Here is a 26,651-nt window from a genome sequence, read left to right on the forward strand (position 1 = left end):
TTGCCGAAGGAGCCGTGACATGAAAGGCACCAGAGGAAGACGCAGAACGACCCTCGCCGTGGCACTCGCCCTGATCGCGGGCCTGAGCGCCACGGCCCCCGCCCACGCCGGCGACCCCGCGTACCCCTTCCGCGACCCTCGACTGCCCGTCGACCGGCGCGTCGACGACCTGCTCTCCCGGCTGACGCCCGACGAGCGGATCTCCCTCCTCCACCAGTACGAACCCGCGATCCCCCGCCTAGGCATCCGGGAGTTCCGCACCGGCACCGAGGCCCTGCACGGAGTGGCCTGGCTCGGCAGAACGACCGTGTTCCCGCAGGCCGTCGGGCTCGCCTCCACCTGGGACCCGGAGCTGATCCGGCAGGTCGGCTTCGCGGTCGGCGACGAGGCGCGCGGCTTCCAGCAGGAACGCCCGGACGGCTGGGGCCTCAACCTGTGGGCGCCCGTGGTGAACCTGCTGCGCGACCCCCGCTGGGGCCGCAACGAGGAAGGCTACTCCGAGGACCCCTACCTCACCGGCTCGATCTCCACCGCGTACGGCACCGGACTGACCGGCGGCGACCCGGACCACCTCAAGACCGCTCCCACGCTCAAGCACTTCCTCGCCAACAACAACGAGTACCAGCGCGACACCACATCCTCCGAACTGCGCCCGCGCGTGCTGAAGGAGTACGACGAGCAGGCCTTCAGGCCCGCGATCGAGGCGGACGCGGCAACCGGGGTGATGTCGTCCTACAACCTCGTCAACGGCCGCCCCGACACGGTGGACCCGGCTCTGAACGACACCGTGCGCGCCTGGACCTCCCGGGACCTGCTGAACGTGACGGACGCCTTCGCGCCCGGCAACCTGACGGGCAGCCAGGGTTACTTCGGCACCCAGGCGGAGGCGGACGCGGCGGCGCTGAAGGCGGGCATCGACAGCTTCACCGACAACGACGCCGATCCCGGCCCGACCGCGGCGGCGATCAAATCGGCACTGTCCAGCGGGCTGTTGAAGTCCTCGGACATCGACACCGCCGTCCGTCACATCCTGAGCATCCGCGTCCGGCTCGGCGAGTTCGACCCGGGCGGCGGCCGATACGGATCGATCGACGCGTCCGTCATCGACAGCCCCGCGCACCGGAAGCTGGCGCGCACCGCGGCGACCGAGGCGGCGGTGCTCCTGAAGAACGACGGCACGCTGCCGTTGAGGAAGTCCTCCAGCGCCGCCGTGGTCGGCCCGCTCGCCGACACCCTCTACACCGACTGGTACTCCGGCACCCTCCCCTACGCGGTGACGCCGAAGGACGGCATCGCGGCGAAGCTCGGCACCCCGGTGACGAGCAGCGAGGGTGTGGACCGGATCGCGCTGAGGGACACGGCGACCGGGAAGTACGTGACGGCGGGCACGGGCGAGGCGGGGGCGGCCCTGAAGGAGACCACGGACGCCGGCGTGCGTGCCCAGTTCGACGTCTTCGACTGGGGTTCGGGCATCGTCACCCTGCGCTCGGCGGCCAACGGCAGGTACGTCGGCTACAACTGGTCGGACTTCGTCAACGACCAGACACAGCCCAACGGCTGGTTCGTGCAGCAGCAGTTCGAGCTGGAGCGGCAGACCGACGGGACGTACCTGCTGCGGTACGCGGGGTACGAGACCGGCGAGTCCTGGTGGTCGAACCCGGTCTACCTCGGCCCGGCCGGCGCGGACGGCACGCTCGGCCTCGTACCGAAGGACCGGGCGGCGCACTACACGAAGGACGTGGTCCGCAGCGGCGTCGACGAGGCGGTCGCCGCGGTCAGGGGCAGGGACACGGCCGTGGTTGTGGTCGGCTCGATGCCCGCGATCAACGGTCGCGAGGCGCACGACCGCACCGACATGGGACTGGCCCCCTCCCAGGAGGCGCTGGTCAAGGCGGTACGCCGGGCCAATCCCCGGACCGTGGTGGTCGTCGAGAACAGCTACCCCACCACCCTCGGAGCCCTGCAGAACGAGGTCCCGGCCCTGCTGTGGACCACACACGCGGGGCAGGAGACCGGCAACGCCCTCGCCGACCTCCTGTACGGCGACGCGAACCCGGCGGGCCGCCTCACCCAGACCTGGTACCGGTCCGCGTCCGACCTCCCCTCCATCCTCGACTACGACATCATCAAGTCCGACCGCACGTACCAGTACTTCAAGGGCCGGCCGCTGTACCCCTTCGGCTACGGACTGTCGTACACGACGTTCCGCTACGGCGGGCTGAAGCGGGTCCCGGACGGCTACGAGGTGGCGGTGACGAACACGGGACGGCGGGCCGGCGACGAGGTGGTCCAGTCGTACGTCCACCAGCGGACGTCCCGCGACAAGCAACCGCTGCGGCGGTTGACGGCGTACGCGCGGGTGTCCCTGAAGCCGGGCGAGACGAAGACAGTACAGCTGAGGCTGGGGACGTCGGATCTCGCGCACTGGGACGTCACGCGCTCGAAGTGGGTGGTGGAGACGGGGACGTACGACGTGCTGGCCGGCGCGTCGTCGGCGGACATCCGGGCGCGTACGTCGCTGAAGGTCCAGGGCGAGACCATCCCGGCCCGGGACCTCGGGAAGGCCACACGGGCCGAGAACTTCGACGACTACCGGGCGATCGGTCTGGTGGACGAGTCGAAGCCGAGGGGAACGGCGGTGGCCGCGACGGCCGACGGGGCGTGGCTGAAGTTCGCGGACACGCAACTCGGCTCCGGTGCCTCACGGTTGACCGCCGAACTGGCCGGGGCCTCCGGCACTCTGGAGGTGCGCATCGGCTCGCCCGACGGCAGGATCGTCGGCTCGGCACACTTCGACGGCACATCGTCCCCGTACACGTACCGGACGGTGACGGCGCCGCTGGCGGGCGCGAAAGGCCGTGCGGATGTCTACCTGGTGCTGAGCAAGGGGCTGCGCATGTCGGCCTTCAGCCTGCGCTGAGTCCGCACGGTTCGTGGGGCGGGCTGCTGGGCCTCGACGAGCGCTGGGCGGTCCCGACGACGCCCGGTTCGCGGGTCGCAGCCCGTCCCAACAGGCCGCTATCGGGCGGCGAGTGCCGGAAGAAGCCGATGCGCGTTGTCGCGGTTGATGCGGCGGCGCTGCTGTTCGTCGAGGGCGGGGTCGTTGTCGAGCGCCGGCGCGGTGACATCCGTGACCAGGTGTGCCGGGGTGGGTGGCCAGTCACTGCCGTAGAGGATGCGGGAGGGGTCCACGGTGGAGAGCAGACTCGGCGTGGACGAGGGGGACATGGGGCCGGCGGTGTCGTAGTAGAAGCGGTGCAGGTAGTCACGGACCCGGGCACGTTCCACCTTGGGCGTCAGGTAGTCGCCGAACACCTCGACCCGGCCGGCGATGTACGGCAGGAAGCCGCCTCCGTGCGGGAGGATGAAGGTGATGTTCGGGTAGCGGTCCAGGGTCCCGTTGATGATGAGGCTGAGTGCCGCGCGCGTGGTGTCCATCAGGAAGTCGCACAGGAACGGCGGTACGCCCTCCAGCTCCGCACCGCCTCCGGGGACGTCCATCGGGTGCGTACTGACCACGGCCGAGCGCTCGTTCAGCTCCGCCAGGATCCTGTCCTGGTCGGGGTGGCCGAGGTAGACCCCCTTGAAGCTGGTGCGCACGCTGACGCCGACGGCCCCGAGTTCGTCCATTCCGTGGGTGAGCGACCACTGGGACAGCTCGGGGTTGTCGAGGAACAGGGGGGTGTAAAAACCGAAGCGGCCGGGATGGCTCGCGACGAGGTCGGCGGCGGCCTGCAGGGCGACATGGGCGCTTTCCCTGCGCCTCTTCGGATCCTGGAGGCGGCCCAGCATGGCGACGGTGAACACGCTGGTGCGGATGCCCGCCGCGTCCATCATCCCGAGGGCGGTGCCGAGGTCCCACTGGGTCCAGCGCGGCAGGTTCCCACGCTGGACGATCTCCTGTCTCTCCGCCCAGTCGAGCCATTCCGGGGCGGTGTAGTGGTGGTGCACGTCCACACGCGCCCGGCGTGCGTCGGCGTCCCCCGCCGCGGTCGGCCCGCTGTTGGCTGTGCCGGACAGCGGGGCCGTACCCGCGGCGGTCTGTATGTCTGTCATGGACAGGCTCCCGTTTCTGTGGTGACGCCGGTGACGCCCGAGAAGTCGATCGTGTGAGGAGGCTCCGCCTGCCGAGGCGCGGCGGCGTTCAGCGCCCGAGGATCTGGAGGAGGGCGCCGGTCAGTTCCTTTTCCATGTCCGCCGTCTCGGCCTCGGCCCGCCAGGCCACGAAGCCGTCCGGACGGACCAGCACCGCGCCCTCCGGTGTGACGCCGTGCGCCGAGGACCAGTCCGCGTCGCCGCCGGTGTCCAGGTCGTACTCCGCTCCGTCGCCGATGGAGTGGACGTCGAGCGGTACGTTGAGCCGCGCGCCCGCGGTGCGGGCCGCGGTGTGCCAGCCGGGACCCCCGCAGAGCAGGACGAAGGAGCGCTCGTAGAGGTCGACAGTGGAGATCGTCTCCCCGTCGCGTGTGACCAGGAGATGCGGCGCGCGGCTGCCGGGCTCGCCGTTCAGGCTCAGGACGTCGGGGATGACGGGGTCGTCCGCGTTCGCGCCCACCACGGCCCGCGAGGCGTAGCGGTAGCCCAGCGCCACGGTCATCAGGTCCGCGGTGTCGTTCGACGCGGTCCTGGCGGAGTAGCCGGGGTGCTGCTCGCGGGCCGCCTGGATCGTGGCCCGCGCGCTGGTGGACTGTGCCACCGGCCGGCGCTCGGCCTCGTAGCTGTCCAGCAGCGCCGGGTCCGCCCAGCCCCGGAGGACCCCGGAGATCTTCCAGGCGAGGTTGTGCGCGTCCTGGATACCGGTGTTGGATCCGAACGCCCCGGTCGGCGGCATCTCGTGAGCGGAGTCACCGATGAGGAAGACGCGTCCGTCCCGGTAGCTGTTCGCCACGCGGTCCGCCGCGTGCCACGGCGCTCTTCCGGTGATCTCCACGTCCAGATCCCGCACCCCGGCCGCCGCCCGGATGTGGTCGGTGATCCGGGCATCGGTGAAGTGCTCCAGCGTCTGTCCGCGCTCGGGGAACCAGGGCACGTGGAAGACCCACTGCTCCTCGTTGTCCACGGGCAGCAGCACACCTTCGCCCTCGGGGTCGGTGACGTAGCAGACGACGAACTTCTGCTCCCCCGCGACCTCGCGCAGCAGCTTGCTGCGGAAGGTGACGCTGACATTGTGGAACAGGTCGCCCGAGCCCGAGTGCTCGATCCCGAGCCGCTGGCGGACGGGGCTGCGGGGACCGTCGGCGGCGAGCAGGTAGTCCGCCCTCACTGTGTACGTCTCGCCGGTGTCCCTGGTCTGCAGAACGGCCTGCACCCCGTCGTCGTCCTGGCTGAAGGACAGCAGTTCCGTGCTGAAGCGCACGTCCCCGCCCAGGTCGCGGGCGCCTTGCAGCAGGACCGGTTCCAGATCGTTCTGGCTGCAGGCGCAGCGCATCGTCGAGCACAGGTCCGCCTCCGGCGGCTTGCCCGTGATCCGCGCCGAGAGCCACCGCCGGTTCGCACCGCGCAGGGTGTCCACCTGGAGGATCCCGTGGTTCTTCGACAGGGTGGTCGCGGCCTGCCGGATCCGCGGCTCGAGGCCGGCGGTCCGGAACAGTTCCATGGTCCGCATGTTGTTGCCGCGGCCGCGCGGATGCGCCGACGTGGCGGCGTGACGCTCGACGACACAGTGCTGGATGCCCAGGCGTCCGAGGAAGACGGATGCGGACAGGCCCACGAGTGAGCCCCCCACGACCAGGACGGGCACATACTCGTTGCCGCGATCGTTCATCGCGTTCTCTCCTCCGGATCAGCGTCTTCGCAGCACGGTGGCCGATAGGTTCCGTGGCTCGCTCTCAGTTTTTTTGCCATGCGCGGCGCGCCGATAAGCAGCGATCACCCGAACAGAGGTAAATCCGACCGGCCACAGCCCGTACGAACGGGTCCCGGCGACCGACTCGGTGGCCAGTGGGTGAGATCGGGCGAATCGCGTTTATGCACGGGAGGCTTCCGGGGACCGGTGGATCGTCAGTCGTACCTCTGCTGTCCCGTGGCCGGGGCGGAAGCTTTCAGAAAGGCCGGGATGATGACTCAGCTCGACGAACGGGACACGACGGACTCGACAGCGGACGCGATCGAGGCGGCCTCGCGCGGTTCGGTGGAGTACCGCGCCGACCCCTATCCGGTGTACGCACGTCTGCGTGAGTCGGCCCCGGTGTGCCGCCTGACTCCCCCGCACGGGGTGCCCACCTACCTGATCACCCGGTTCGACGACGCCAAGGCCGCTCTGACGGACCCCCGCATCAGCAAGGACATGTACGCGGCAATGGACGCGTACCACACCATCTTCGGTGACTCGTCCATCGCGCTCGACGACAACATGCTCTTCGCGGACCCGCCCAAGCACACCCGGCTGCGCCGCATCGTCAACAGGGCGTTCAGCCCGCGGCGTATCGACTCCCTGGGTCCGCGTATTCAGCAGGTCACCGACGAACTCCTCGACCGGTGTTCCACCGACGCGCCCATCGACCTGCTGTCGTCCTTCGCCTTCCCGCTCCCGCTCATCGTGATCTGCGAGCTCATCGGAATTCCCGAGCACGAGCGCGCGGAGGCGCAGAAATGGTGCACCACCGTCGCGCGCACCGGATTCAGCAAGGCGGACAAGGAAAAGCTCGCACAGGCCGAGGGGGCACTGCGGGACTACTTCGCCGAACTCATCGCGCGGAAGCGGGAGAACGCCTCCGACGACCTGCTCAGTGATCTGATCCGGACGCAGGACGAGCAGGGCGCCATGACCGACGGCGAGCTTCTGTCGACGCTGTGGGTGCTGCTCTTCGCCGGCCACAAGACGACCGCGTACCTCATCGGCAACGCCGTGTTCAACCTGCTGACCCACCGTGACCAGTTGCAGGAGGTCCTGGAGGATCCGGAACTGCTGCCGAACGCCATCGAGGAGGTCATCCGCTTCGAGGGCTCGGTGGAGAACGCGACGTTCCGGCACGCGCTGGAGGACATCGAGATCAGGGGCACGCTCATTCCCAAGGGCTCCCTCGTGCAGGTCGCGGTCGCCTCCGCGAACCGGGACCCGGAGAAGTTCGCCTGCCCCGCCACCTTCGACGTGAAGCGACCGGGTCTGCAGAGCGCGCACCTCGGCTTCGGCAGCGGCGCGCACTACTGCCTCGGTGCGCCTTTGGCCCGGATGGAGATGCGGACGGCACTGACCACGCTCTTCGACAGGTTCCCGAAGATCGACCTCGACTTCCCGGCGTCCGAGGCCGAATGGCTCAAGGTCCCGTTCCCCGCCTTCCGCGGACTGGAGAGGCTCCCCGTCACGCTGGTTCCGTGACGGGTCGTCGGTTCCTCGGACCGGCACACCGACTGGGCCTTCGGCGCGCATCACGCCGAAGGCCCATGCCCTTGACGAGGGCCCTGAGCAGCCCCGCCCGACGAACGCGTTCGTTACGATCGGGACATGACTGCGCAGCGAGAACCGATCAGCCGCCGTGAGCGACCCGCCAAGCCGGCCCTGACCCGTCGCGGGATCGTCGACGTGGCCGTGCGGGTCATGCGCTCCGAGGGGCTGGAGAAGGTGACCATGCGCCGTCTGGCGCAGGAGCTCGACACCGGTCCGTCCTCGCTGTACGTCTACGTGGCCAACACCGCCGAGCTGCACGCGGCCGTCCTGGACGCCCTGCTGGGCGAGGTCGACCTGGCCGTCGACGGCGCCGAAGCCGAAGCCGGAGCCGAAGCCGGCTGGCGTGATCAGCTCGTCGCGGTGCTCACCTCGTACACGCGCGTCCTGTTCGAAAACCCGCAGCTGGCCCGGTCGGCGCTCGTGGCGCGCCCGAGCGGCGAGAACTACCTGAACCTCGTCGAGCGCCTGCTGAGCCTGCTCTCCCGCAGCGGCGCGCCCCGGGAGCAGGTCGCCTGGGGAATCGACAGTCTGCTGCAGTACGCGACGGCCACCGCCGCGGAGCACGGGACACAGAACAGCTCACCGGAGCTCCAGGACGACTGGAACGCCCTCGTCGGCGCCGCGCATGCCGTGCATGAGGCCACCCATCCGATGATCAAGGCGCACATGCCCGCACTGCTCGCCGGACCCGCGGAGCAGCGGCTGGCGTGGGGCTTCGACGTTCTGATCAACGGCATCACGCACACTCCCGTACCGGGCACCGCGGGCTGAGCGGCCGCGGGGGCTTCGCACACCACCGCGTCGAGGTCGTGGCCCTCGCACACCGTCTTGCGAACTTGTTCGTAACGAACACGTTCGCTACGGTGGGTTCGTCGGGACAGGTCGGACCGACTCAGGCATCACGGCTCACGCGAACGCCCGCGCCCACTTCTGGAGATACGAGATGACGACCCACCACCCCGTCGCGATCATCGGCGCAGGCCTCGGCGGCCTCACCGCCGCCCGGGTCCTGCACGTCAACGGCATCGAGGCGACCGTCTTCGAGCTGGAGGCGTCAGCGAACGCCCGCACCCAGGGCGGCATGCTCGACATCCACGAGGACAGCGGCCAGAGGGCACTGCACGCCGCCGGACTCCACGACGGCTTCCGCAAGATCATCCACGAGGGTGGTCAGGCCCTGCGCCTGGTCGGTCCCGACGGCACCGTGCACCTGTCCGAGGAGGACGACGGCAATGGGGGCCGCCCCGAAGCGGACCGGGGAGACCTGCGCCGGTTGCTGCTGGAGTCCCTTCCTGAGGGCACGATCCGCTGGGGCATGAAGGTGAGCGGCGCCCGCCCGCTGAGCGACGGACGCCACGAGGTGACGTTCACCGACGGATCCGCCGTCACCACCGACCTCCTGATCGGCGCCGACGGCGCCTGGTCGCGCGTCCGGCCGCTGCTCTCCGCGGCCGAGCCCGTCTACACCGGCCTCTCCTTCATCGAGACCGATCTGCTCGACGCCGACGCCCGGCACCCGGGCAGCGCCGCCCTGCTCGGCGGCGGATTCTTCATCTGCCTCGGTGATCGGCGCGGTTTCCTCGCGCACCGGGAGGGCGACGGCAGCCTCCACGCCTACACCGCGCTCAGGACCGACGAGGACTGGCTCGACGCGATCGACTTCACCGACAGCGCCACCGCCAAGGCCGCGGTCCTGTCCCACTTCGACGGCTGGGACGAGAACCTGCGGGCTCTCATCGCGGACGCCGACGGTGCGCTCGTCCCGCGCCGCATCCACGCCCTGCCCGTCGGGCACCGCTGGGACCACGTCCCGGGTGTGACGCTGCTCGGCGACGCCGCGCATCTGATGTCCCCCTTCGCCGGGGAGGGAGCCAACCTGGCCATGCTCGACGGAGCCGAACTCGGACTGGCGATAGCCGCCCGCCCCGGTGACACGGAGGCGGCCCTGACCGCATACGAGGAGGCGCTCTTCCCGCGCGGTGAGGCATCCGCCGCCGAGTCCGCCACCAGCCTGGAGACCATGTTCGGCGACCGGGGCCTGGAGCGAATGATCGAGTTCTTTGCCTCCCACGAGCTGCCCGACTCCGTCATCGAGGACAGCCACTGACGTCGGCGGTGTCAGCGGCGCGAGGACGGCATCAGGACGCGGCCGCCCGGCCGTCGCCGGACGGGGGCGGGGAGACCAGCGTCGCCAGGTGGTCGTCGAGGAGCTCGATCTGGCGGTGGGGCGGGAACGCATCGGGGTCGAAGAGGGCCTGCACGACCAGGCCGAGCACGAAGGACTGGATGCCGGCCGCGACGCGGGTCGCGTCTCCGGCGGGCAGTTCGCCGAGTTGCTGGGCTGCCGCGACCAGGTCGCGCAGCTTGTCGCGGCTTCGCCCGTACTTGCCGGCGTAGTCGGCGCTCAGCTCGGGGTCGGCGAGCGCGGCGTCCCAGGAGGACACCCAGATCCGGTTGCTGACGGTGGCCTCGTCCGTCAGCGGCAGGACGTCGAGGAGTGCGGCCCGCACGGCGGACATGCCTTTCCCCGCGGGACGCCGAACACGGGCGTCGCTGCGCAGTTCGAGCAGGTCCAGGGCGTGGACGACCAGGTCGCGCTTGGCGGGGAAGTAGTGGGTGAGCAGGCCGGTGGTCGCGCCGAGTTCGGCGGCGACGGCGCGCATGGTCAGTCCGCCGAAGCCGTGCGCGGCCAGCACCCGCCAGACCGCTTCGGAGACGTCGCGCCGGCGGGCCTCGTGGTCCCCCTTGGTGCGTGGCATGCTGCTACCGTACATAACCATAACGCTTGTTGTGTGAATGGGGTCACCATGTTCTCCCTGCCACTGCGGGACAACGCTCGTCTGGGTCCGCTGGAGGTATGGCACGCCGAGGAGTTCGCCGCCCATATGGACCGGGCGCGCGAGCACATCCGGCCCTGGGTCGGGGCGGCGTTCGTCACCGACGATCTCGACGGCGCGCGGGCCACGCTGCGCCGGTACGCCGAACGCCAGGCCGCGGACAGCGCCCGCATCTACGGCATCTGGCTCGACGGCGTGCTGGTCGGCGGCGTGATGTTCGTGGACTTCGACGCCACATCCGGTTCGTGCGAGGTCGGTTGCTGGCTGGAGCCGGCCGCCGAGGGCCACGGCCTGATCACGGAGGCATGCCGCACCCTGCTGGAGTGGGCGTTCACCTCCCGAGGGGTGCACCGGGCCGAGTGGCACTGCCGCGCCGACAACGGGCGCAGCGCAGCCGTGGCGAAGCGGCTCGGCATGACACTCGAGGGTGTGCGGCGCGAGTCCTGGCCCTACGGCGGTACCCGTCACGACAAGGAGGTCTGGGCGGTCCTCGCCCCGGAATGGCGCGCCCAGCACCACTGACGCGGCGAGCCGGTCAGGTTGGCGGCAGTGACTTTTCGCAGGCCTGGCTGGGACGATGCGGGGATGACAAGTGGTCCGACGGGGGCATCGTCGGCTTCGGAGTTGGCAGAGACCATGCGGGCCGCACTCATCCGGGCTCAGTGGGATCCGGACGGCGATCCGGCGGTCGCCGTCGATGTGCTGGGCGGCCTGGTCGAAGGCGTGTGCGGTCCGGTCGCTTCGGTGGAGGCCGGCCGGACCGTCTTCGACTCCAGGGCTCTGGGTACGGCGTACCTGTTCTGCGCTTCGGTACGCAAGGCCGTTGATCGTCACCACCCGGCGCGGCTGCCCGCTCACCGCGGTTGGCCGATCGCGGAGCATCTCGCCTCCGTGCAGCCCTTGCTGCCCGGGTTCCACCGGCGGCAGCAGGAGGTACTTCGGCTTCTGGACCAGGAGTTTCCACGACACGAATGACTTGGGGGCCTGCGGAGTATCGGCCTCCTCCCACAGCTCGTTGATGGGCCGGTGGTTCAGTTGCCTGGTCCGCTTCAACGTCGATTCGAGGTCTGGCCCGGACAAGTCCCTGGATTCCGCGCCAGGTCGACCGCAAGACTGTCGCGGTGCTGCGTCCGTGCCGTCGCCGGGCTGCGGCAGGTCCGACGTCTTGGGAGTGTCCAGCCATGTCAGAGCTCGTGCCGCCGCTGCCTGCCGGCTACCGGGCACGGCCGATGACAGGCGATGACGTCAGCGCCGTTCATCGCCTCGTCTCGGCCTGCGAGCGTGAGCTGTACGGCCGGGTGCGGACCGACCTTGGCGGCATCGCCGCCGTGCTCGCCCGGCCAGGGCTGGTTCCGGAGCTGGACACGCTGCTGATCCACGACCGGGCGGGGCAGCTGGCGGCTCGCGCATGGGTGGACCGGCGCTCCGAGGTCGACGTCCATCCCCGGCACCGGGGTCGCGGTCTCGGTGCGGTACTCCTGGACTGGGCCGAAGTCCGCGCCCGCCAGGCAGGGGGCGGGCAGATCGTCCAGACCGTGCCGGACGACGACCCGGAGGCCGTCGCGCTGCTTCACTCCCGCGGGTATGAGCCGATGGTGACGGAATGGCTGCTGGAGTTCGTCATGGCCGACGAGCCCACGGTGCCGGAGCCTCCCGCGGGAATCACGGTCCGGCCCTTCCGCCCGGGCGACGAACACCACGCGCACCAGCTCATCGAGGACGCCTTCGACGAGTGGCAGCAGCGGCGCAACTCCTACCAGGAGTGGCCCCAGCACACCGTCGAGCGCCCCACATTCGCCCCCGCGATGTCCGCCCTGGTCTTCGAGGGCGGCCAACTGGTGGGCGCCGTGATCGCGTTGGACCTGCCGGAGACCGGCGAGGGCTATATCGAGCAGGTCGCGGTTCGCCGTGACCACCGCAACCAGGGCATCGCCCGCCTGCTCCTGCTTCACGCCTTCCGCGCCTTCCATCGGCAAGGCCGGCGGACATGCACCCTCGGCACGCACTCCGACACCGGCGCGCTCACCCTGTCTCTGCGCGTGGGCATGAAGGTCCGACACAGCTCCACGGTCTGCCGGAAGGGCCTGGGGATGGCCTAGTACGCCAGCACGGTAGATCGTGATCTTGCTGGTCGGGTCGGTGCGGAGACGGGTAAAAGCATCGTTGAGGCGATGTTGATCTTGTTCGGGGTCGGTGTTTGGATGGCGGGCGACCAGACAGGGGCGGAGCGCTGATCCGGGGCCACCCCGACCGCACTCTCAGCCAGGCGTGCGAAGGGGTGACCGGCTCGGTGTCTTCTGTGCGGGGGCTTAACGGAACCCGTCCATTGCTCCTCGTGGCGCTGCCTGCCGCGTATGGCGTAGCCGTGTCCTTCATCCCCTCGCCTTCGGATCCGCATCAGTTCTGGATCGCGAACCTTGCGGCGCCCTTCCCGCTGATCGCTGTCGTGGCAGGCCTGCACTGGACGGGCTGGGTGCGCTCGATGCTCGCTGGGTGCGCCGGTGTGCTCTCGGCGGTCATCGGCTTCTACGGCCGCGGGCTCTGGAACGCGCTCCTTCCCCCTGACCGGATAGCCATGTACTACGGCCATCTGGGATACGGGGCCGTCGGAGTGCGGGCCCACCTCGCCTCCGAATGGGCGATCGGCATGCGGCAGTGGGTCGTAGCCGCGCTGATCACAGGTGCGGCATTCGGTGTTCTTGGCAGCTGGGCGGCGCGCAGGTCCGTGATGATCCGCGCAGCCGCACTGGCGGCCCCGCTCCTCGGCGAGGCCCTCTTCCGCGCGTTCATCGAGCGTGCCTACACCGCCGCCGTACCTCTGTGGTGCGCAGAGTTCGCCATTGGCCTGGCCATCGGGATCGCGCTGGTCACCGGCCATCGGCAGCGCGCCAAGTCTTCGGCAGAAGTGAACCGATAGATTCCGCGTCACCGCGGCTGAAACGGGTGGCAACGGCTCTGGTCCGGGCGGTGCGGAGACGGTCGCGGCGCCCGTCCGGCTTGGCAGGCGGGCGCCGCGACCGTGTGTCGGGCCCGCGAGGTCACGGCTCGGCCGAAGTGGCGGGCGAAGAAGCGGACGGCGCTGTCGGCCTCGAATCTGGGCAGTTCCTTGTGCTTGCCGGCGTTGGCGTGCAACGTCTTCTCCTTCGAGGCGAAGGCGTCGAACAGCGCAAGACCGGCCTCGCGCGGGATGTGCTCGTCGTCCCACTGCATGTCGAACTCGAATCCGGAAGTCCTCGTCGACGCGCGAATCCGCGGCCACGGCGCACTGCCCTACAGCGACTGGAGCCGCCAGCCACAACCGGTCGTCGATCTCAGGTTCGATGTCCAGTCGTCCAACTACCGGCGGACGCAGACCTTCAAGGTCTTCACATCCGCAGACCTCGAGGCGCTCTTGGACGTCCTCCCGACTGCGGCATCCCACAGTTGGCTGGAGGTCCGCTCCTTCCGAGGCGAGACCAGGCGTTTCACACCCGAGACCGCCACACCATTCTCCGAAGTCACCTCCTTCCTCCACGGCTGAGCCCGCTTGGAGCCCCGTCCGCGATCGCACACGACGCAGCTCCGGCATGCCTCACCAAAGACAGGGCCGACCCGGTGAACGTATGCGGTCAGAACACTAGAGACCCAGGTCGCTCAGTCCCGGGTGGTCGTCGGGGCGGCGGCCGAGGGGCCAGTGGTACTTGCGCTCGTCTTCCTTGACAGGAAGGTCGTTGATACACGCCAGGCGGACCCGCATCAGGCCCTGTTCGTCGAATTCCCAGTTCTCGTTCCCGTAGGAGCGGAACCAGTTGCCCGAGTCGTCGTGGCACTCGTAGGCGAAGCGTACGGCGATGCGGTTCCCCTCGAAAGCCCACAGCTCCTTGATGAGCCGGTACTCCAGCTCCCTGGTCCACTTCCTGGTGAGGAAGGCGACGATCTGCTCGCGACCGTCGATGAATTCGGCACGGTTGCGCCAGTGGCTGTCGACCGTGTAGGCGAGAGCCACACGCTCAGGGTCCCGGGTGTTCCACGCGTCCTCGGCGAGGCGGACCTTCTCGATCGCGCTCTCCCTGGTGAACGCGGGAACAGGGGGCTTCGAGGCCATGGAATCTCCCAGAGCGTCACGGGTTCAAGGTCTGGTGCCCGCCCCACCGACTCGGTCGCGTTCGGTCATTCATTCCATACCGATCATCCGCGTGATCGCAACAGCGCGGGCGGCGTGCGCCGCGCACGACACGGTAGCAACCTGGAGGCACGGCCGTGATCCGCCCGCGATCACGCGTCCGTGGTTGGCGGCGTGGGACGGTCACTGTGCGAGGTGGCGGCCCGCCGTGGTGTCCGGCGAAAGGTGACCCATGAAGTGCGCAGTGATCGGCGGTACCGGCCTGATCGGCTCGCAGGTCGTGAAGAAGCTCAACGCGGCGGGACATGAAGCGGCGCCGCTCTCGCTGTCCACGGGCGTGGACGTGATCACCGGCCGGGGCCTGGAGAAGGCGGTGGCCGACGCGGACGTCGTCATCAACCTGACGAACTCCCCGACCTTCGACGAGGCTTCACTGACGTTCTTCCAGACCTCCATGGACAACGTCCTGGCCGCCAGTCACAAGGGCGGCGTCGGGCACGTCGTCATCCTCTCGATCGTCGGTACCGACCAGGTGCCCGGATTCGTCCACTACCGGGCCAAGACCCTGCAGGAAGAAGTCCTCAAGGCCGGGCCGATCCCCTACTCCATCGTGCGGGCCACCCAGTTCATGGAGTTCATCGACGCCGTGCTGTCCTCGACCACCGAGGACGGCACCGTCCGTCTGCCCAGCACGCTGGTCCAGCCGATCGCCGCCCAGGACGTCTCCGACACCGTCGCCGACGTCGCCACCGGCCCCCCTCTGAACAGCACCATCAACATCGCCGGGCCCGATGTCTTCTCCCTCGACGAACTCGGCCGGATCACTCTGAACGCCCGCCCCGACGGCCGCACAGTCGTCACCGATGACACTGCCGGCATGTTCGCCGCCGTCCATGGCGACGCCATCATCGCCAAGGGCGACGCCCGTATTACCTCCACCCACTACAGCGACTGGCTCACGCACCCGCGCACGGGGTCGACGTAGCGGTGGGCGGGCACTGAGGCGCTCCATGGTCGCCGTGTTCGTGCTCGGCGGGAACTGAGGGCCGTAATTCGAGGGCGGCCGTGGGGGCATGTCTCGTACGGTGCCGGGATGTTGAGTGTACGAGCCATGACGGAAGCCGACGTTCCGGCTGTATCGGCGATACGAGTGACCGGCTGGCAGGCCGCCTATGCCGGGATAGTGCCGCGGTCCTTCCTCGACGGCATGACGGTCGAGGCGGACATTCGGCGGCGTCGTCGGCACTTCGAGGGCTCGCAGGAGGGCACCAGCGGCACGACCAACCTGGTGGCGGTCGACGCTCGTGGAAGGGTGGTGGGTTGGGCGTGCCTCGGGCGTGCTGGCGACGAAGGGACGGGTACGGCTGTGGGTGAGCTCTACGCCCTGTACGTGCAGCCCTCACTCGTCGGGGCCGGGATCGGTCGTACGCTCCTCGACGCCGTGCACGCTCAGGCTCGGGCGCACGGCCTCGGCCTGATACTGCTGTGGGTCCTCACCGACAACACTGGAGCACGTCGCTTCTACGAGCGGGCGGGGTACACCGCTGACGATGCTGTTCAGGCCGATGACTACGACGGGGTATCCGTGCCGGAGGTTCGTTACCGGCTCGCCTTGTAGGAGAGCCGGCGGAAAGCCCCGGAGCATGGGTCCGGGCTTCGAGGCTTTCCCCGTGGGCCGCGGTGGGTCAGGGTGATCCGGGTGACGGATCAGCCGGGGAAGCGGACCGACTCCAGGACCCGGGCCGTCTCCGCGTGGCCCGTGTAGTCGAGGAACAGCACCCGGGAGACGGGCAGGTGCCACGCCTGGGGTGAGAAGCTGTAGCCGCTCGTGCAGGCGGCCGTCCAGCGGTCGTAGGCCGCCATGTGGCTGCCCACCGGGCGCAGGCCGGACTCGGTCGGCGGCGACGACGTGCCGCTGGTGATGCCGTTGAAGGAACCGTCCGCGAGGGTCGGGCGGACCGGGCAGGGCTGGACGTCGCCGGCCGCGTACCAGCCGCCGGGCTGACGGGCCTGGTAGGGGCGCAGTTCGTTGCCGACGATGGAGCCGGACTTGATGGCGATTCCGGCGCAGCCGAACACCGTGGGCAGCCCGGCCCGTTGGACGGGCTGTACGCAGGCCTCGCTGCCGTACCTCGTCAGGGTCCAGCCGGGGGGTATCTCGAACGTCAGCCCGGCGAAGGAGGTACGCGGCCAGGCGACGCGAGTGGGCGGTGCGGGCGTTTTCTTGACGGGTGTCGGCGTCGGCGTCGGCGCGGACGTGGTGCGGGCCGGGGTGGGCGCGGACGCGGTGGGGCTCGGCGATTCGGACGCCGGGGAGCTCTCCGGCGAACTCAGTGAAGTTTGCGGGGGCGTTGGCAACTCGACCCTGGACTTCACCGACGTCGCCCCCTCGTCGGCCGGGCCGCACGCGCTCGCGGCGACAGCGAAGGTCAGGCACACTGCGGCCGGCAGCAGGGGTCTGAGGCGCTTCTTCATCAATGATCTCTTCATGGCAGGCAGGAGTGTGCCACCCGCCCGCCGACCCGCGTCTCACGCGTACATAACGAAACTGTCGCCCGCCCTTTGCCGGCGGCAGAAGTGGGGGCGAGCCCCGCCTTGTTCACCTGCTGACCGACGTGCAGCGGAAGTTGACGCCATGTCGGCGGCGAGGGGCGAGTAGTCCCAGGCCGATCAGGCTCTGTCCGCCGGCGGTCCGTCACGCCGTCCAGGCCGACCCGGCGCTCAAGGGCGCGCGGCCCCCCGCATCCTGGACGCCGAACACTCCCGGGCCGCCCGGCGCGTGCCGGCGCGCCGGCATCTCCTGGTCCGCCTGATCGACCTGTTCACCCGTCTCGTGCCGCGCGCGGCCCGTCCCGGCATCGCGCTCGTCATCACCTTCGCTCCCTGAGCCGACCCACCCGGTCGGTTCACAGGCGGCGGTCGGGCCGCGGGGCGTCAGGTGAGGCTCGCGGTCTGTTCGCCTGAGCTGCGGGGTGCGTTCTCGCGGCTCGGGAGCAGGAGCGGAGTCGCCAGGAGGAGCACTCCGGCGGCGGCCAGCGCGATGCGGGGGCCGGTGACGGCGGCCAGCAGACCCCAGGCGGCGGTCAGGGCCGCGATGGCGGTGCTGGTGCTGACCGACCACGCGGCCAGTGTGCGGGCGACGCGGTCGGGGGCGGTGTGCTCGAGCCGGTAGGTGGACAGCACGGGGTTGTACACGCCGCAGCAGGTGATGAGGCCGAGTTGGACGGCGATGACGAGGAGGATCCCGGGGAGGCCGGGTTGGACGAACGCCAATCCGACGGACCAGCAGGCGCGGAGAACCCCGAAGGTGCGCATCACCCTGTGCTGCCCGGACCGTGCCACAAGTCGGCGGGCCAGGCGTGAGCCGACGAGGCCGCCGATGCATGGGGCCGCGAACACCAGGCCGTACTGCCAGGGTGCGAAACCGAGGTGGTTCAGCAGCAGTACGGCGAGCAGGGGCTCGGAGGCCATGATCAGGCCGTTGACGGCGAGCGTGTTGAAGAACAGCGGGCGCAGTACGGGGTGGGTGAGGATGTGGCGCCAGCCTTCGAGCAGATCGCCCGCTCGCAGCCGCGGCGCGCCGGTCCGCGCGGGGCGCGGCTCCGTCCCTCCGATGCCGCGGATGCCCAGCGCCGAGAGCAGGTAGCTGACCGCATCGGCCGTCACGGTCGTCACCGGGCCGAACAGCCCGATCGCGGCCCCGCCGAGCGGTGGTCCCACCATGGTCGCGGTCCACGTCGTGGACTCGAACCGGCTGTTCGCGACGAGCAGGTCCTCCGGCGGCAGGAGCGCCTTCAGATACGCGCCACTGGCCGCGGTGAAGGCGATGTTGGCGGCGGCGACGCCGACGGACACGACGAGCAGTTGGGCGAAGCTGAGCCGGCCGAGCGCGAAGGCGGCGGGGACGCTCATCAGCGCCGCGAACCGGACCAGGTCCGCCGCGATCATGACGGGCCGCTTGCGGTGGAACTCCACCCACGGGCCGAGCGGCACCGCCACCAGCGCCCCCACGGCCCGCCCCGCCGCGGACAGCGCCGCCACCTCGGCCGGACCGGAGTGCAGCACGAGGACCGCGATCAGGGGGAACGCGCCGAACCCGAGCCCGGTGCCGTACGAGCTGACCGCGTACGAGGCCCACAACCACCCGAACCGCCGCCCCAGCGACCGCCTGCCTGTCATACCCGAAACGCCTCTCGCCCATCCGAACAACCCCGCCGACCATCGGCATCAAAGCGAGTGGCGGACGGCCGGATCAAACAACCGAGCGGCGAGGAACGTACAACCATTCGTTGTACCACTAGCATGTCGGTGTGGACCTCGACGCTGTGCGCACCTTCGTGGCCGCGGTGGACGCGGGGCGTTTCCAGGACGCCGCCGCCGAACTGTCGATCACCCAGCAGGCCGTCTCCAAGCGCGTCGCCACGCTGGAGAGAATCCTCGGCGTGAGTTTGTTCACGCGCACCGGGCGAGGAGCGAAGCTCACCATCGACGGGCAGGCGTTCCTGCCTCACGCCCGTGACCTCCTACGGGCCGAGGAGCGGGCGCTGGCCTCCGTTCGTCCCGGCCGCCGCGCGCTGCGCGTGGATGTGATCGGCCGGCGGCTCGCTCCGGCCGGCTTGCTGCGCGGGTTCCATCGCGCTTTTCCCGAGGTCGAGTTGGACGTCGTGACCCTCTTCGACGCCGACGCGGCCATCGACGCCATCCGGTCCGGCACGATCGACGCCTCCTTCCGCGCCGTCGCCATGCCCGGCCTGCGGCTGCCCGACGACTTCGGGGCCGCCCGGGTCTTCGACGAGCCCATCCAGCTGCTCACCGGGCCGGACCACTCACTTGCCTCCGCCCGCGCGGTCACGCCCGCCGACCTCGCCGGGTACCGGATCTGGATGCCCGGCATCGTCCCCGGAACCGAGTGGGCCGCCTACTACGACGCCCTCGCCGACGCGTTCGGACTCACCATCGAGACCACCGGCCCCGACTTCGGCATCGAGCCGCTGCTGGACACCATCGCCGACTCACGGTCCCTGGTGACCTTCGTCGGCGAGGAGACACGCCTCGTGTGGCCCGCCGGTCATGGCCTGCGCCGGATCGCCGTGCGCGATCCGGTACCGGTGTACCCCCACTCCCTGCTCTGGCACCGCGACAACCCGCACCCGGCGCTCGCCTCGCTCCGCGACCACCTCCGCTCCGGGCTCTCCGACCGCCCCGAAACCGAGACCTGGACACCGGTCTGGGCACAATGACCGGCCGCTGCCCTGTCTAGGCGTCCCAGAGGTCTCCGAGGGCGAGCAGTTCGGCCCGGTACTCGATGCGGTCCGCCCACTGGGCGGGCCAGGCGTCGGCGCCGAGCCAGGCGCCCGCGAAGGCGCCGGTGAGGCAGGCGATCGAGTCCGAGTCGCCGGAGGAGCAGGCGGCTCGGCGCAGGGCGGTGACGGGATCGTCGGCGAAGAGCAGAAAGCACAGCAGGCCGGTGGCGAAGGCCTCTTCGGCGACCCAGCCCGCACCGGTGGCCAGGCACGGGTCGGTCTCCGGTGAGACGGTGCGCACGGCCTCCTGGAGCCGCCCGAGGATCTCCAGGCACTCTTCCCAGCCGCGCGCGATGAAGTGCTCGGGGGTCGGGTCCTGGGAGCGGGTCCACAGGTCGCCGAGCCAGGTGTGGTGGTAGCGGGTGCGGTTGCCGTCGGCGTACGACCGCAGCCGGCCGAGGAGTTCCGCGGGGCCGGTGCCCTGGGCGAGCAGGTGTACGGCGTGGGCGGTGAGGTCCGAGGCTGCCAGGGCCGTCGGGTGACCATGGGTGAGCGCGGACTGCAACTGGGCGGCACCGGAGCGCTGTTCGTCGCTGAGCCCGGGGGCGAGTCCGATGGGGGCCACGCGCATGTTGGCGCCGCAGCCCTTGGACTCGATCCGGCTCGCCTCCTGCCAGGCCCGTCCCTCCGCCTTCAGCAGACTGCAGGCGGTCAGGCAGGTCCTGCCCGGGGCCCGGTTGTTCTGCGGCGACTGGTACCAGTCGACGAACTCCTCCCGCAGCGGCCGCTCCAGCCGCTTCGGGGTGAGCAGGCCCCGGCCCATGGCGGTCCTGAGCGCGTGGCCGAGGGCGAGGGTCATCTGCGTGTCGTCGGAGACGATCGCGCGCTTCGGCAGTTCCATTCCCCGCCAGGGTCCGAACTTGGCGAGGATCGAGGGGACGTCGTCGAACTCGGCCGGGAAACCGAGGGCGTCCCCGAGGGCGAGCCCGATCATTGCTCCCGTGGCGGCGCGCTTGCCGTCCGTATGCGTGGTCATTCAGGAAGCCCCTTCCCCCGCTTATCGTCAAGTAGACCATAAGCGGGGTGAGGGGCTCCTCACAAGCTCGCGCGGCGGACCGCTGAAGAGTGACCGCCCGCGGAACCACGGACGGGGTGTAACCCAAAGTGATGGTGGGCAGGCGGAGTTGCGGGCAGGATGGTCGTCATGACGGTTGACGGCTCCTCCATCGACTCCAGCAGGCCCAGCATCGCCCGCGTCTACGACTACCTGCTCGGCGGCAAGGACAACTACGCCGTGGACCGGCAGATCGGCGACGTGTTCAAACGCGACCTTCCCGGGTCGGTGGCCATCGCCTTCGCCAACCGTGCGGCTCTGACCCGGGCGGTCGAGGAAATCGTCACCACCACCGGCGTACGGCAGTTCATCGACCTGGGCAGTGGTCTGCCGACCGCCGACAACGTCCACCAGGTCGCCCAGCGCCGCGCTCCGCAGTCCCGGGTCGTGTACGTCGACACCGACCCTCAAGTGCTGGTGCACGGGCGGGCGTTGCTGGAGGAGAACGAGCGGACCCGGGTCGTCCCTGTCGACGTACGCGACCCGGAGGCCATCCGTACGCACCCCGACACCCTGGAGCTGATCGACTTCGATCGCCCCGTCGCCGTGATGTTCAGCGCCATCCTCCACCACGTCAACGACGAGGAGGACCCCGCTGGAATCGTCCGCTACTGGCGGGACCGGGTGCCCTCGGGGAGCTACTTCTTCGTCAGCCACTTCCGTTCCGGCAACAACCCGGAGACGGCGGAGGCCGAGAAGGTCCTCCAGCAGACCTTCGGCCGCGGCCGGTGGCGCACCGACGAGGAGATCGCATCCCTGCTGGACGGGCTGGAGATCCTCGAACCCGGAATCGTCCCCGCTCCCCTGTGGCGTCCCGGCACGGTGGAGGGACCGTGGAGCGACAGCGGCGAGCGGGAACTCACTGCCTGGGAACGTCTCATCGCCGCCGGACTGGCACGCAAGGCCTAGCCTCGCCCCCTCGTCCAGGTCGGTTCGGGAGGTGTTGTCGCCCCTGGGATGCCCGCCGAACGCCCGTGGCAAAATCAGCGGGTGCAGATCGGGATGCTGGGTCCACTGGAGGTTCGTACGGACGACGGCCTCCTGGTCGACGTACCGGGCGCGCGGTTGCGCGCACTGCTGGTCGCCCTCGCGCTCAGGCCGGGTCACGTGGTCCCGAGGACGGCACTCATCGACTGGGTCTGGGGTGAGCACCCGCCCGCCGACGCGACGAACGCCCTGCAACGCCTGGTGTCCCGGCTGCGGAAGGCACTGCCGGGCCAAGTGGTCGAGGGGCAGACGGACGGCTACCGGTTGCCGGTGGAGCCCGATTCCGTCGACGCCGTGCGGTTCGAACGCCTCGTCGTGGCGGGCCAGGCCCGCACCGAGGACGTCTCCCGGCGCGTGCCACCGCTGCGTGAGGCCCTCGAACTGTGGCGTGGCGAGGCCCTGCAGGACATCGGTCTGCACGACAGTGCCGCGTTCGACGCCGCGGTCGTCCGGCTCGAAGGGCTGCGCCTGACCGCCACGGAGGAGCGGATCGACGCGGAGGTCGCCCTCGGACACGGCGCGGAGATGGTCACGGAGCTGACCGACCTCGTGGCCGCGCACCCGGTGCGGGAGCGGCTCGTGGCCGCGCTGATGCGAGCCCTCGTCGCGGCCGGGCGCGACAGCGAGGCCCTGCTGGTGTACCAGCGCGCGAGGGAGGCCCTCGCCGACACGCTCGGCGTCGATCCGTCCCCGGAGCTGTCCGCGTTGCATCTCGCACTGCTGCGGGGCGAGTTGGGGCAGCGGGAGACGAGTCGCAAGACCAACCTGCGCGCGGAACTGACCTCTTTCGTCGGCCGGGACGCCGATGTCGCCGCGGTCCGTGCCCTCATGGCCGGGCACCGGCTCACCACCGTGATCGGGCCCGGCGGCTCGGGAAAGACCCGGCTGGCCACGGAGACCGCGCGCACGCTGCTCGGTGAACTGCCGGACGGGACCTGGCTGGTGGAGCTCGCGGCCATCGGCGCGGACGGCGACGTGGCGCAGTCGGCGCTCGCCGGGCTGGGCCTGCGCGACGCCCTGCTCGGCGAGGCCCCGGACACGGAGCTGACGGACCGGCTCATCGCCGCGGTCCGCGAACGCGAGGCGCTGCTGATCCTGGACAACTGCGAGCACGTGATCGAGTCGGCGGCGGTCTTCGCCCACCGGGTCCTCGGAGAGTGCCGGCGGCTGCGGATCCTGGCGACGAGCCGGGAACCACTCGGCATCACCGGGGAGGCACTGTGGCTGGTCGAGCCGCTGGCCCTGCCGCGCGCGGACGCGGGCCCGGACGAGATCGAGTCCTCACCCGCCGTCCGGCTGCTGCGGGACCGGGCCGGGGCGGTGCGCCGCGATCCGGCGGACGACTCGTTGGCGACGACGGTACGCGTCTGCCGGGCCCTGGACGGGATGCCGCTGGCGATCGAGCTGGCCGCGGCCCGGCTGCGCACCATGTCCATCGAGCAGCTCGCCAACCGGCTCGACGACCGGTTCCGCCTGCTGACCAGCGGCAGCCGTACCGCGTTGCCACGGCACAAGACACTGCGCGCGGTGGTCGACTGGAGCTGGGAACTGCTCACCGAGGCCGAGCGGATGGTCCTGCGCAGGCTCTCGGTGTTCTCCGGCGGAGCGAGTCTCGAAGCCGCCGAACAGGTCTGCGCGGGCGACGCGGTCGAGCGGCACCAGGTGCTCGATCTGCTCACGGCGCTGACCGAGAAGTCGCTGCTGGTCATCACCGAGGACGACGGCGCGCCGCGCTACCGCATGCTCGGCACGATCAAGGAGTACGCCGGGCAACGGCTCGCGGACACGGGTGAAACGGACCGGGCGCGCCAGGCGCATCTCGCCTGCTTCACCGAACTCGCCGAGACCGCGGAGCCGCACCTGCGCCGCGCCGAGCAACTGGAGTGGCTCGCCAGGCTCGGGGCCGAGCACGACAACATCGGTTCCGCCATGCGCGGCGCGCTCGCCGCGGGCGAGGCACAGGCGGCGATGCGGCTGGCCGCGGGCGCCGGCTGGTACTGGTGGCTCAGCGGGCACAAGGCCGAGGGCCTGGAGCTGATCATCGCGGCCACCAGGACGCCGGGCGAGGTGACCGACGACGTACGGGCCATGGTGTACGGACTTGTCGTGCACTTCATGAGCTCCGGGCGGGGCGACGCGCGCCAGGCGGCGGAGTGGATCCACAAGGCGTACCGGTCCAGCCTGCGCAGTACGGGCAGCCATCCGACACTCGGGTTCGTCGCGGTGCTGGAACGGATGGTGCGCGCACCGGACGCGGTCCTGTCCGCGTTCGAACCGCTGCTCGGCGACGAGGACCCCTGGGTGCGCGCGCTGGCCCGGCTGCATCTGGGCAAGATGCGGATCGTGCTCGGGCGGGGCGGGCACGAGGCGGACGCGTACCTGGAGACGGCGCTCGCCGAGTTCCGGGCGCTCGGTGAGCGGTTCGGGATCTCGTTCGCGCTGACGGAACTGGCCGACCGGATCGCCGCGCGCGGTGAGTTCGCCGCCGCGTGCGCGTACTACGAGCAGGCGGCCGCCGTCGTCACCGAGGTCGGTGCCACCGAGGACGTCATCCGCATGCGGTCGCGGCAGGCGCAGTTGTACTGGCTGCTGGGCGACGAGGACGCCTGCGCGGCCACGATCGCCGAGGCGCAGCGGTGCGCGGAGCGGGTCACCTGGCCGGACTCGCTGGCTGAGTTGGCCCTCGCGAAGGCGGAACTCGCCCGGTGGGGCGGCGATGCGGAGGAGACGCGCAGGCAACTCGGTGTCGCGACGGCGATACTGGGCGCCGAGGCCGAGCAGGCGCACATCCGCGCGGTGCGGCACGACCTGCTCGGCTACCTCGCCGACGATCTCCGCGAGGCGCGGGCGCACCGTGCGGCGGCCTGCGAGGCGGCGTCCGAGTCGGGGCACGCACCGCTGGTCGCGGGGGTGCTCGTCGGGGTCGCGGACCTGGCTCTGCGCCGCGACGAGCACGAGCAGGCGGTGCGGCTGCTCGCGGCTAGCGCGGGCGTACGCGGGCTGCCGGACCGCTCCCACCCGGACGTGGTCCGGATCGAGCAGGCCGCGCGGAGCCGCCTCGGCGACGAGAGGTTCGCCGAGGCGGCCCGGGAGGGGTCGCGGACCGGCTGGTCTCAGCTGGTCGAGGTCACGCTCGCTTCCTGAACGCGGAGACCGCCCACACGTATCCGAGGACGGCGAGCCCGACGCACCAGGCGAGGGCCGCGATCGCGTCGCTGCTCGACGGGTTGCCCGTGAGCAGTCCGCGCAGCGTCTCGATGATCGGGGTGAAGGGCTGGTACTCCGCGAACTGCCGTACGCCGGTGCCCATCGTGTCGGCGGGCACGAACGCGCTGCTGAGGAACGGCAGCATGATCAGGGGAACGGTGGCCAGACCCGCCGACTCCGCGGTCTTCGCGCCCAGGCCCATGGCGACCGTCAGCCAGCTCGTCGCGAAGGCGAGCAGCACCATGATGCCGATCGCGGCCAGCCACTGGAGGAAGCTCGCGTGCGGGCGGAATCCCATCGCGAAGCCGACACCGATGATGGCCGTGTCGGCGATCAGGCTGCGCACTGTCGTGGAGACGACATGTCCGGCCAGGACGGCGCCGTGGGAGACGTCCATGGCCTTGAACCGGTTGATGATGCCCTTCGTCATGTCGCCGTTCACGGCTGCCGCGGTCGGCCCCAGCCCGTAGGTGATGGCCATCACGATCAGGCCGGGCACCGCGTAGTCGACGTATTTCCCTTCCACTTTGAAGGCGCCGCCGAAGACGTAGACGAACATGAGCATCATCACGATGGGAAACAGGACTGCCTGGAACACCGTGATCGGATTGCGGGCGGTGTGCTTGAAGTTGCGGCGCAGCATGATGGCCGCGTCGCCGAACGCCGTGGGGACAGTGCTCATTTCGCGATCGCCTCCGTGCTCGTACTCGTGTGGGTAACCGTGTTGGTGCTCGTGCGGCCGGTCAGGGCGAGGAAGACGTCGTCGAGGTCCGGCGTGTGCACGGAGAACTCCGCGGCGTTGAGCGTGTGTTCGTCGAGTCTGTCCAGCAGGGTCCGCAGCGACTTCGAACCGCCGTCGCTGGGAACGCGCAGGGTCAGTTCCTGGTCGTCCCGGGTGGAGCCGGTCAGGACCCGTGCCGCCGCGTCGAGTTCGTGGAGGTCGGTGAAGCGGAGCCGGACGTGGCTGCCGGGGGCCTGCCGCTTGAGTTCCTCGGGAGTGCCCTGGGCGACCAGGTGGCCCTGGTCCAGGACTGCGATCCGGTCGGCGAGCTGGTCGGCTTCCTCCAGGTACTGGGTGGTGAGGAAGATGGTGGTGCCGTCGGTCACCAGCTCGCGGACGATCCCCCACATCGTGCGCCGGCTGCGCGGGTCGAGACCCGTCGTCGGCTCGTCCAGGAAGATGATCCGCGGGTTGCCGACCAGCGTCATCGCCAGGTCCAGCTTCCGGCACATACCTCCGGAGTAGGCCGACGCCAACGTGTCCGCCGACTCCCCCAGGTCGAACCGCTCCAGCAGTCCCGCGACCACACGGTCGCTCGAGCGCACGCGCCTCAGGTCCGCCATGAGCTGAAGGTTCTCCCGGCCCGACAGCAGTTCGTCCACCGCGGCGAACTGACCGGTCACACCGATGACCGCGCGCACCTGCTTGGTCGCGGTCACCACGTCGTGCCCGGCGACCCGCACGGTCCCCGCGTCGGCCCGCATCAACGTCGTGAGGACGTTCACCGTCGTCGTCTTGCCGGCTCCGTTCGGGCCGAGCAGGGAGAACACCGATCCCCCAGCCACCTCGAAGTCGATGCCGTCGAGCACGACCTTGTCGCCGTATGTCTTCCGCAGCCCTGAAACTGCGATCGCCGCACTATTCATGCCCTCACGGTGCCCGCCGCCCCAGTCACCGGCCTGTCACGGCGCTGACACGCCCCCTGACACGGCGTTGCACGGCATCCGGCACGGCACAGCCTCTTTCGAAAGACATGTTTCGAGAGTAGGGTCT

General features: G+C 70.2%; 23 protein-coding genes and 1 pseudogene. 14 read left to right on the plus strand and 10 right to left on the minus strand.

All coding sequences use genetic code 11. The features are described 5' to 3' along the window. Nucleotides 1-19: 19 nt before the first annotated feature. On the plus strand, nt 20-2,920 hold the full coding sequence (locus tag ACIP4X_RS27845) for a glycoside hydrolase family 3 C-terminal domain-containing protein (protein WP_391457640.1): 2,901 nt from the start codon (nt 20-22) through the stop codon (nt 2,918-2,920). Between the two features lie 98 nt (nt 2,921-3,018). Here the strand turns inward: ACIP4X_RS27845 and ACIP4X_RS27850 are convergent, their stop codons facing one another. Both ACIP4X_RS27850 and ACIP4X_RS27855 read right to left on the minus strand, forming a co-directional pair. After that, nucleotides 3,019-4,056, minus strand: a complete 1,038-nt coding sequence (locus ACIP4X_RS27850; protein WP_401351124.1) for an amidohydrolase family protein — start codon at nt 4,054-4,056, stop codon at nt 3,019-3,021. A gap of 88 nt (nt 4,057-4,144) precedes the next feature. Further along, complete coding sequence (locus ACIP4X_RS27855) at nt 4,145-5,764, minus strand: FAD-dependent monooxygenase (RefSeq protein WP_358730270.1); 1,620 nt, start codon at nt 5,762-5,764, stop codon at nt 4,145-4,147. Nucleotides 5,765-6,058: 294 nt separating this feature from the next. Here ACIP4X_RS27855 and ACIP4X_RS27860 point away from each other — a divergent pair, with 294 nt between their 5' ends. The 3 genes from ACIP4X_RS27860 (at nt 6,059) to ACIP4X_RS27870 (ending at nt 9,494) form a co-directional block, all read left to right on the plus strand. Continuing rightward, a complete protein-coding gene (locus tag ACIP4X_RS27860; RefSeq protein ID WP_358730391.1) occupies nt 6,059-7,318 on the plus strand; it encodes a cytochrome P450 in 1,260 nt (419 codons plus the stop codon). Between the two features lie 126 nt (nt 7,319-7,444). Then, entirely contained in the window at nt 7,445-8,158 is a 714-nt protein-coding gene (locus ACIP4X_RS27865; protein WP_401351127.1) for a TetR/AcrR family transcriptional regulator, read from the plus strand. Between the two features lie 172 nt (nt 8,159-8,330). Further along, complete coding sequence (locus ACIP4X_RS27870) at nt 8,331-9,494, plus strand: FAD-dependent oxidoreductase (RefSeq protein ID WP_401351129.1); 1,164 nt, start codon at nt 8,331-8,333, stop codon at nt 9,492-9,494. 31 nt (nt 9,495-9,525) lie between these two features. Here ACIP4X_RS27870 and ACIP4X_RS27875 read toward each other — a convergent pair whose 3' ends face one another. After that, nucleotides 9,526-10,146 carry a TetR/AcrR family transcriptional regulator gene (locus ACIP4X_RS27875; RefSeq protein WP_401351131.1) on the minus strand — a complete coding sequence of 207 codons (621 nt, stop codon included), beginning with the start codon at nt 10,144-10,146 and terminating at the stop codon, nt 9,526-9,528. Between the two features lie 48 nt (nt 10,147-10,194). On the opposite strand from ACIP4X_RS27875, the gene ACIP4X_RS27880 reads away from it, so the two are divergent. The 4 genes from ACIP4X_RS27880 (at nt 10,195) to ACIP4X_RS27895 (ending at nt 13,141) form a co-directional block, all read left to right on the plus strand. Further along, complete coding sequence (locus tag ACIP4X_RS27880) at nt 10,195-10,746, plus strand: GNAT family N-acetyltransferase (protein WP_401351132.1); 552 nt, start codon at nt 10,195-10,197, stop codon at nt 10,744-10,746. Nucleotides 10,747-10,848: 102 nt separating this feature from the next. Next, the gene (locus tag ACIP4X_RS27885; protein ID WP_401351134.1) at nt 10,849-11,199 is read left to right on the plus strand and encodes a hypothetical protein; all 351 of its coding nucleotides are present in this window, start codon (nt 10,849-10,851) and stop codon (nt 11,197-11,199) included. 206 nt (nt 11,200-11,405) lie between these two features. Next, nucleotides 11,406-12,323, plus strand: a complete 918-nt coding sequence (locus tag ACIP4X_RS27890; protein WP_401351136.1) for a GNAT family N-acetyltransferase — start codon at nt 11,406-11,408, stop codon at nt 12,321-12,323. A gap of 236 nt (nt 12,324-12,559) precedes the next feature. Further along, nucleotides 12,560-13,141, plus strand: a complete 582-nt coding sequence (locus ACIP4X_RS27895; RefSeq protein ID WP_401351137.1) for a hypothetical protein — start codon at nt 12,560-12,562, stop codon at nt 13,139-13,141. Between the two features lie 116 nt (nt 13,142-13,257). On the opposite strand, the pseudogene ACIP4X_RS27900 reads toward ACIP4X_RS27895, so the two are convergent. Further along, nucleotides 13,258-13,449, minus strand: a pseudogene (locus tag ACIP4X_RS27900) (alpha/beta hydrolase); the annotation flags it as partial. Between ACIP4X_RS27900 and ACIP4X_RS27905 the strand changes: the two are divergent. Further along, entirely contained in the window at nt 13,433-13,744 is a 312-nt protein-coding gene (locus ACIP4X_RS27905; RefSeq protein ID WP_391457629.1) for a hypothetical protein, read from the plus strand. The pseudogene ACIP4X_RS27900 and the gene ACIP4X_RS27905 sit on opposite strands and share 17 nt — an antisense overlap. A 96-nt stretch (nt 13,745-13,840) precedes the next feature. On the opposite strand, the gene ACIP4X_RS27910 is transcribed toward ACIP4X_RS27905, so the two are convergent. Further along, the gene (locus ACIP4X_RS27910) at nt 13,841-14,308 is read right to left on the minus strand and encodes a DUF1348 family protein (RefSeq protein WP_401351140.1); all 468 of its coding nucleotides are present in this window, start codon (nt 14,306-14,308) and stop codon (nt 13,841-13,843) included. 250 nt (nt 14,309-14,558) lie between these two features. On the opposite strand from ACIP4X_RS27910, the gene ACIP4X_RS27915 reads away from it, so the two are divergent. Both ACIP4X_RS27915 and ACIP4X_RS27920 read left to right on the plus strand, forming a co-directional pair. Continuing rightward, entirely contained in the window at nt 14,559-15,311 is a 753-nt protein-coding gene (locus ACIP4X_RS27915) for an SDR family oxidoreductase (RefSeq protein ID WP_401351142.1), read from the plus strand. A gap of 126 nt (nt 15,312-15,437) precedes the next feature. After that, on the plus strand, nt 15,438-15,944 hold the full coding sequence (locus ACIP4X_RS27920) for a GNAT family N-acetyltransferase (protein ID WP_401351144.1): 507 nt from the start codon (nt 15,438-15,440) through the stop codon (nt 15,942-15,944). A gap of 89 nt (nt 15,945-16,033) precedes the next feature. Here the strand turns inward: ACIP4X_RS27920 and ACIP4X_RS27925 are convergent, their stop codons facing one another. Together ACIP4X_RS27925 and ACIP4X_RS27930 are read right to left on the minus strand one after the other, a co-directional pair. Then, nucleotides 16,034-16,816: a hypothetical protein gene (locus tag ACIP4X_RS27925; protein WP_358730259.1), complete on the minus strand. Its 783-nt coding sequence runs from the start codon at nt 16,814-16,816 to the stop codon at nt 16,034-16,036. A gap of 444 nt (nt 16,817-17,260) precedes the next feature. Next, entirely contained in the window at nt 17,261-18,505 is a 1,245-nt protein-coding gene (locus ACIP4X_RS27930) for an MFS transporter (protein ID WP_358730258.1), read from the minus strand. Nucleotides 18,506-18,636: 131 nt separating this feature from the next. On the opposite strand from ACIP4X_RS27930, the gene ACIP4X_RS27935 reads away from it, so the two are divergent. Next, nucleotides 18,637-19,566, plus strand: a complete 930-nt coding sequence (locus ACIP4X_RS27935) for a LysR family transcriptional regulator (RefSeq protein WP_358730257.1) — start codon at nt 18,637-18,639, stop codon at nt 19,564-19,566. 16 nt (nt 19,567-19,582) lie between these two features. Here ACIP4X_RS27935 and ACIP4X_RS27940 read toward each other — a convergent pair whose 3' ends face one another. After that, the gene (locus tag ACIP4X_RS27940) at nt 19,583-20,605 is read right to left on the minus strand and encodes an ADP-ribosylglycohydrolase family protein (RefSeq protein WP_358730256.1); all 1,023 of its coding nucleotides are present in this window, start codon (nt 20,603-20,605) and stop codon (nt 19,583-19,585) included. A 168-nt stretch (nt 20,606-20,773) separates the two neighbouring features. Here ACIP4X_RS27940 and ACIP4X_RS27945 point away from each other — a divergent pair, with 168 nt between their 5' ends. Further along, nucleotides 20,774-21,592, plus strand: coding sequence for an SAM-dependent methyltransferase (locus ACIP4X_RS27945; protein ID WP_358730255.1), 819 nt, complete (start codon nt 20,774-20,776; stop codon nt 21,590-21,592). A gap of 81 nt (nt 21,593-21,673) precedes the next feature. Further along, the gene (locus ACIP4X_RS27950; protein ID WP_401351148.1) at nt 21,674-24,814 is read left to right on the plus strand and encodes a BTAD domain-containing putative transcriptional regulator; all 3,141 of its coding nucleotides are present in this window, start codon (nt 21,674-21,676) and stop codon (nt 24,812-24,814) included. On the opposite strand, the gene ACIP4X_RS27955 is transcribed toward ACIP4X_RS27950, so the two are convergent. Together ACIP4X_RS27955 and ACIP4X_RS27960 are read right to left on the minus strand one after the other, a co-directional pair. After that, a complete protein-coding gene (locus tag ACIP4X_RS27955) occupies nt 24,798-25,559 on the minus strand; it encodes an ABC transporter permease (RefSeq protein ID WP_358730253.1) in 762 nt (253 codons plus the stop codon). The two genes, ACIP4X_RS27950 and ACIP4X_RS27955, sit on opposite strands and share 17 nt — an antisense overlap. Continuing rightward, on the minus strand, nt 25,556-26,524 hold the full coding sequence (locus tag ACIP4X_RS27960; RefSeq protein ID WP_401351150.1) for an ATP-binding cassette domain-containing protein: 969 nt from the start codon (nt 26,522-26,524) through the stop codon (nt 25,556-25,558). The genes ACIP4X_RS27955 and ACIP4X_RS27960 overlap by 4 nt, the downstream gene beginning before the upstream one ends. Between the last annotated feature and the right edge of the window lie 127 nt (nt 26,525-26,651).

Source organism: Streptomyces sp. NPDC088817, from assembly GCF_044750345.1.
Taxonomy (GTDB): domain Bacteria; phylum Actinomycetota; class Actinomycetes; order Streptomycetales; family Streptomycetaceae; genus Streptomyces.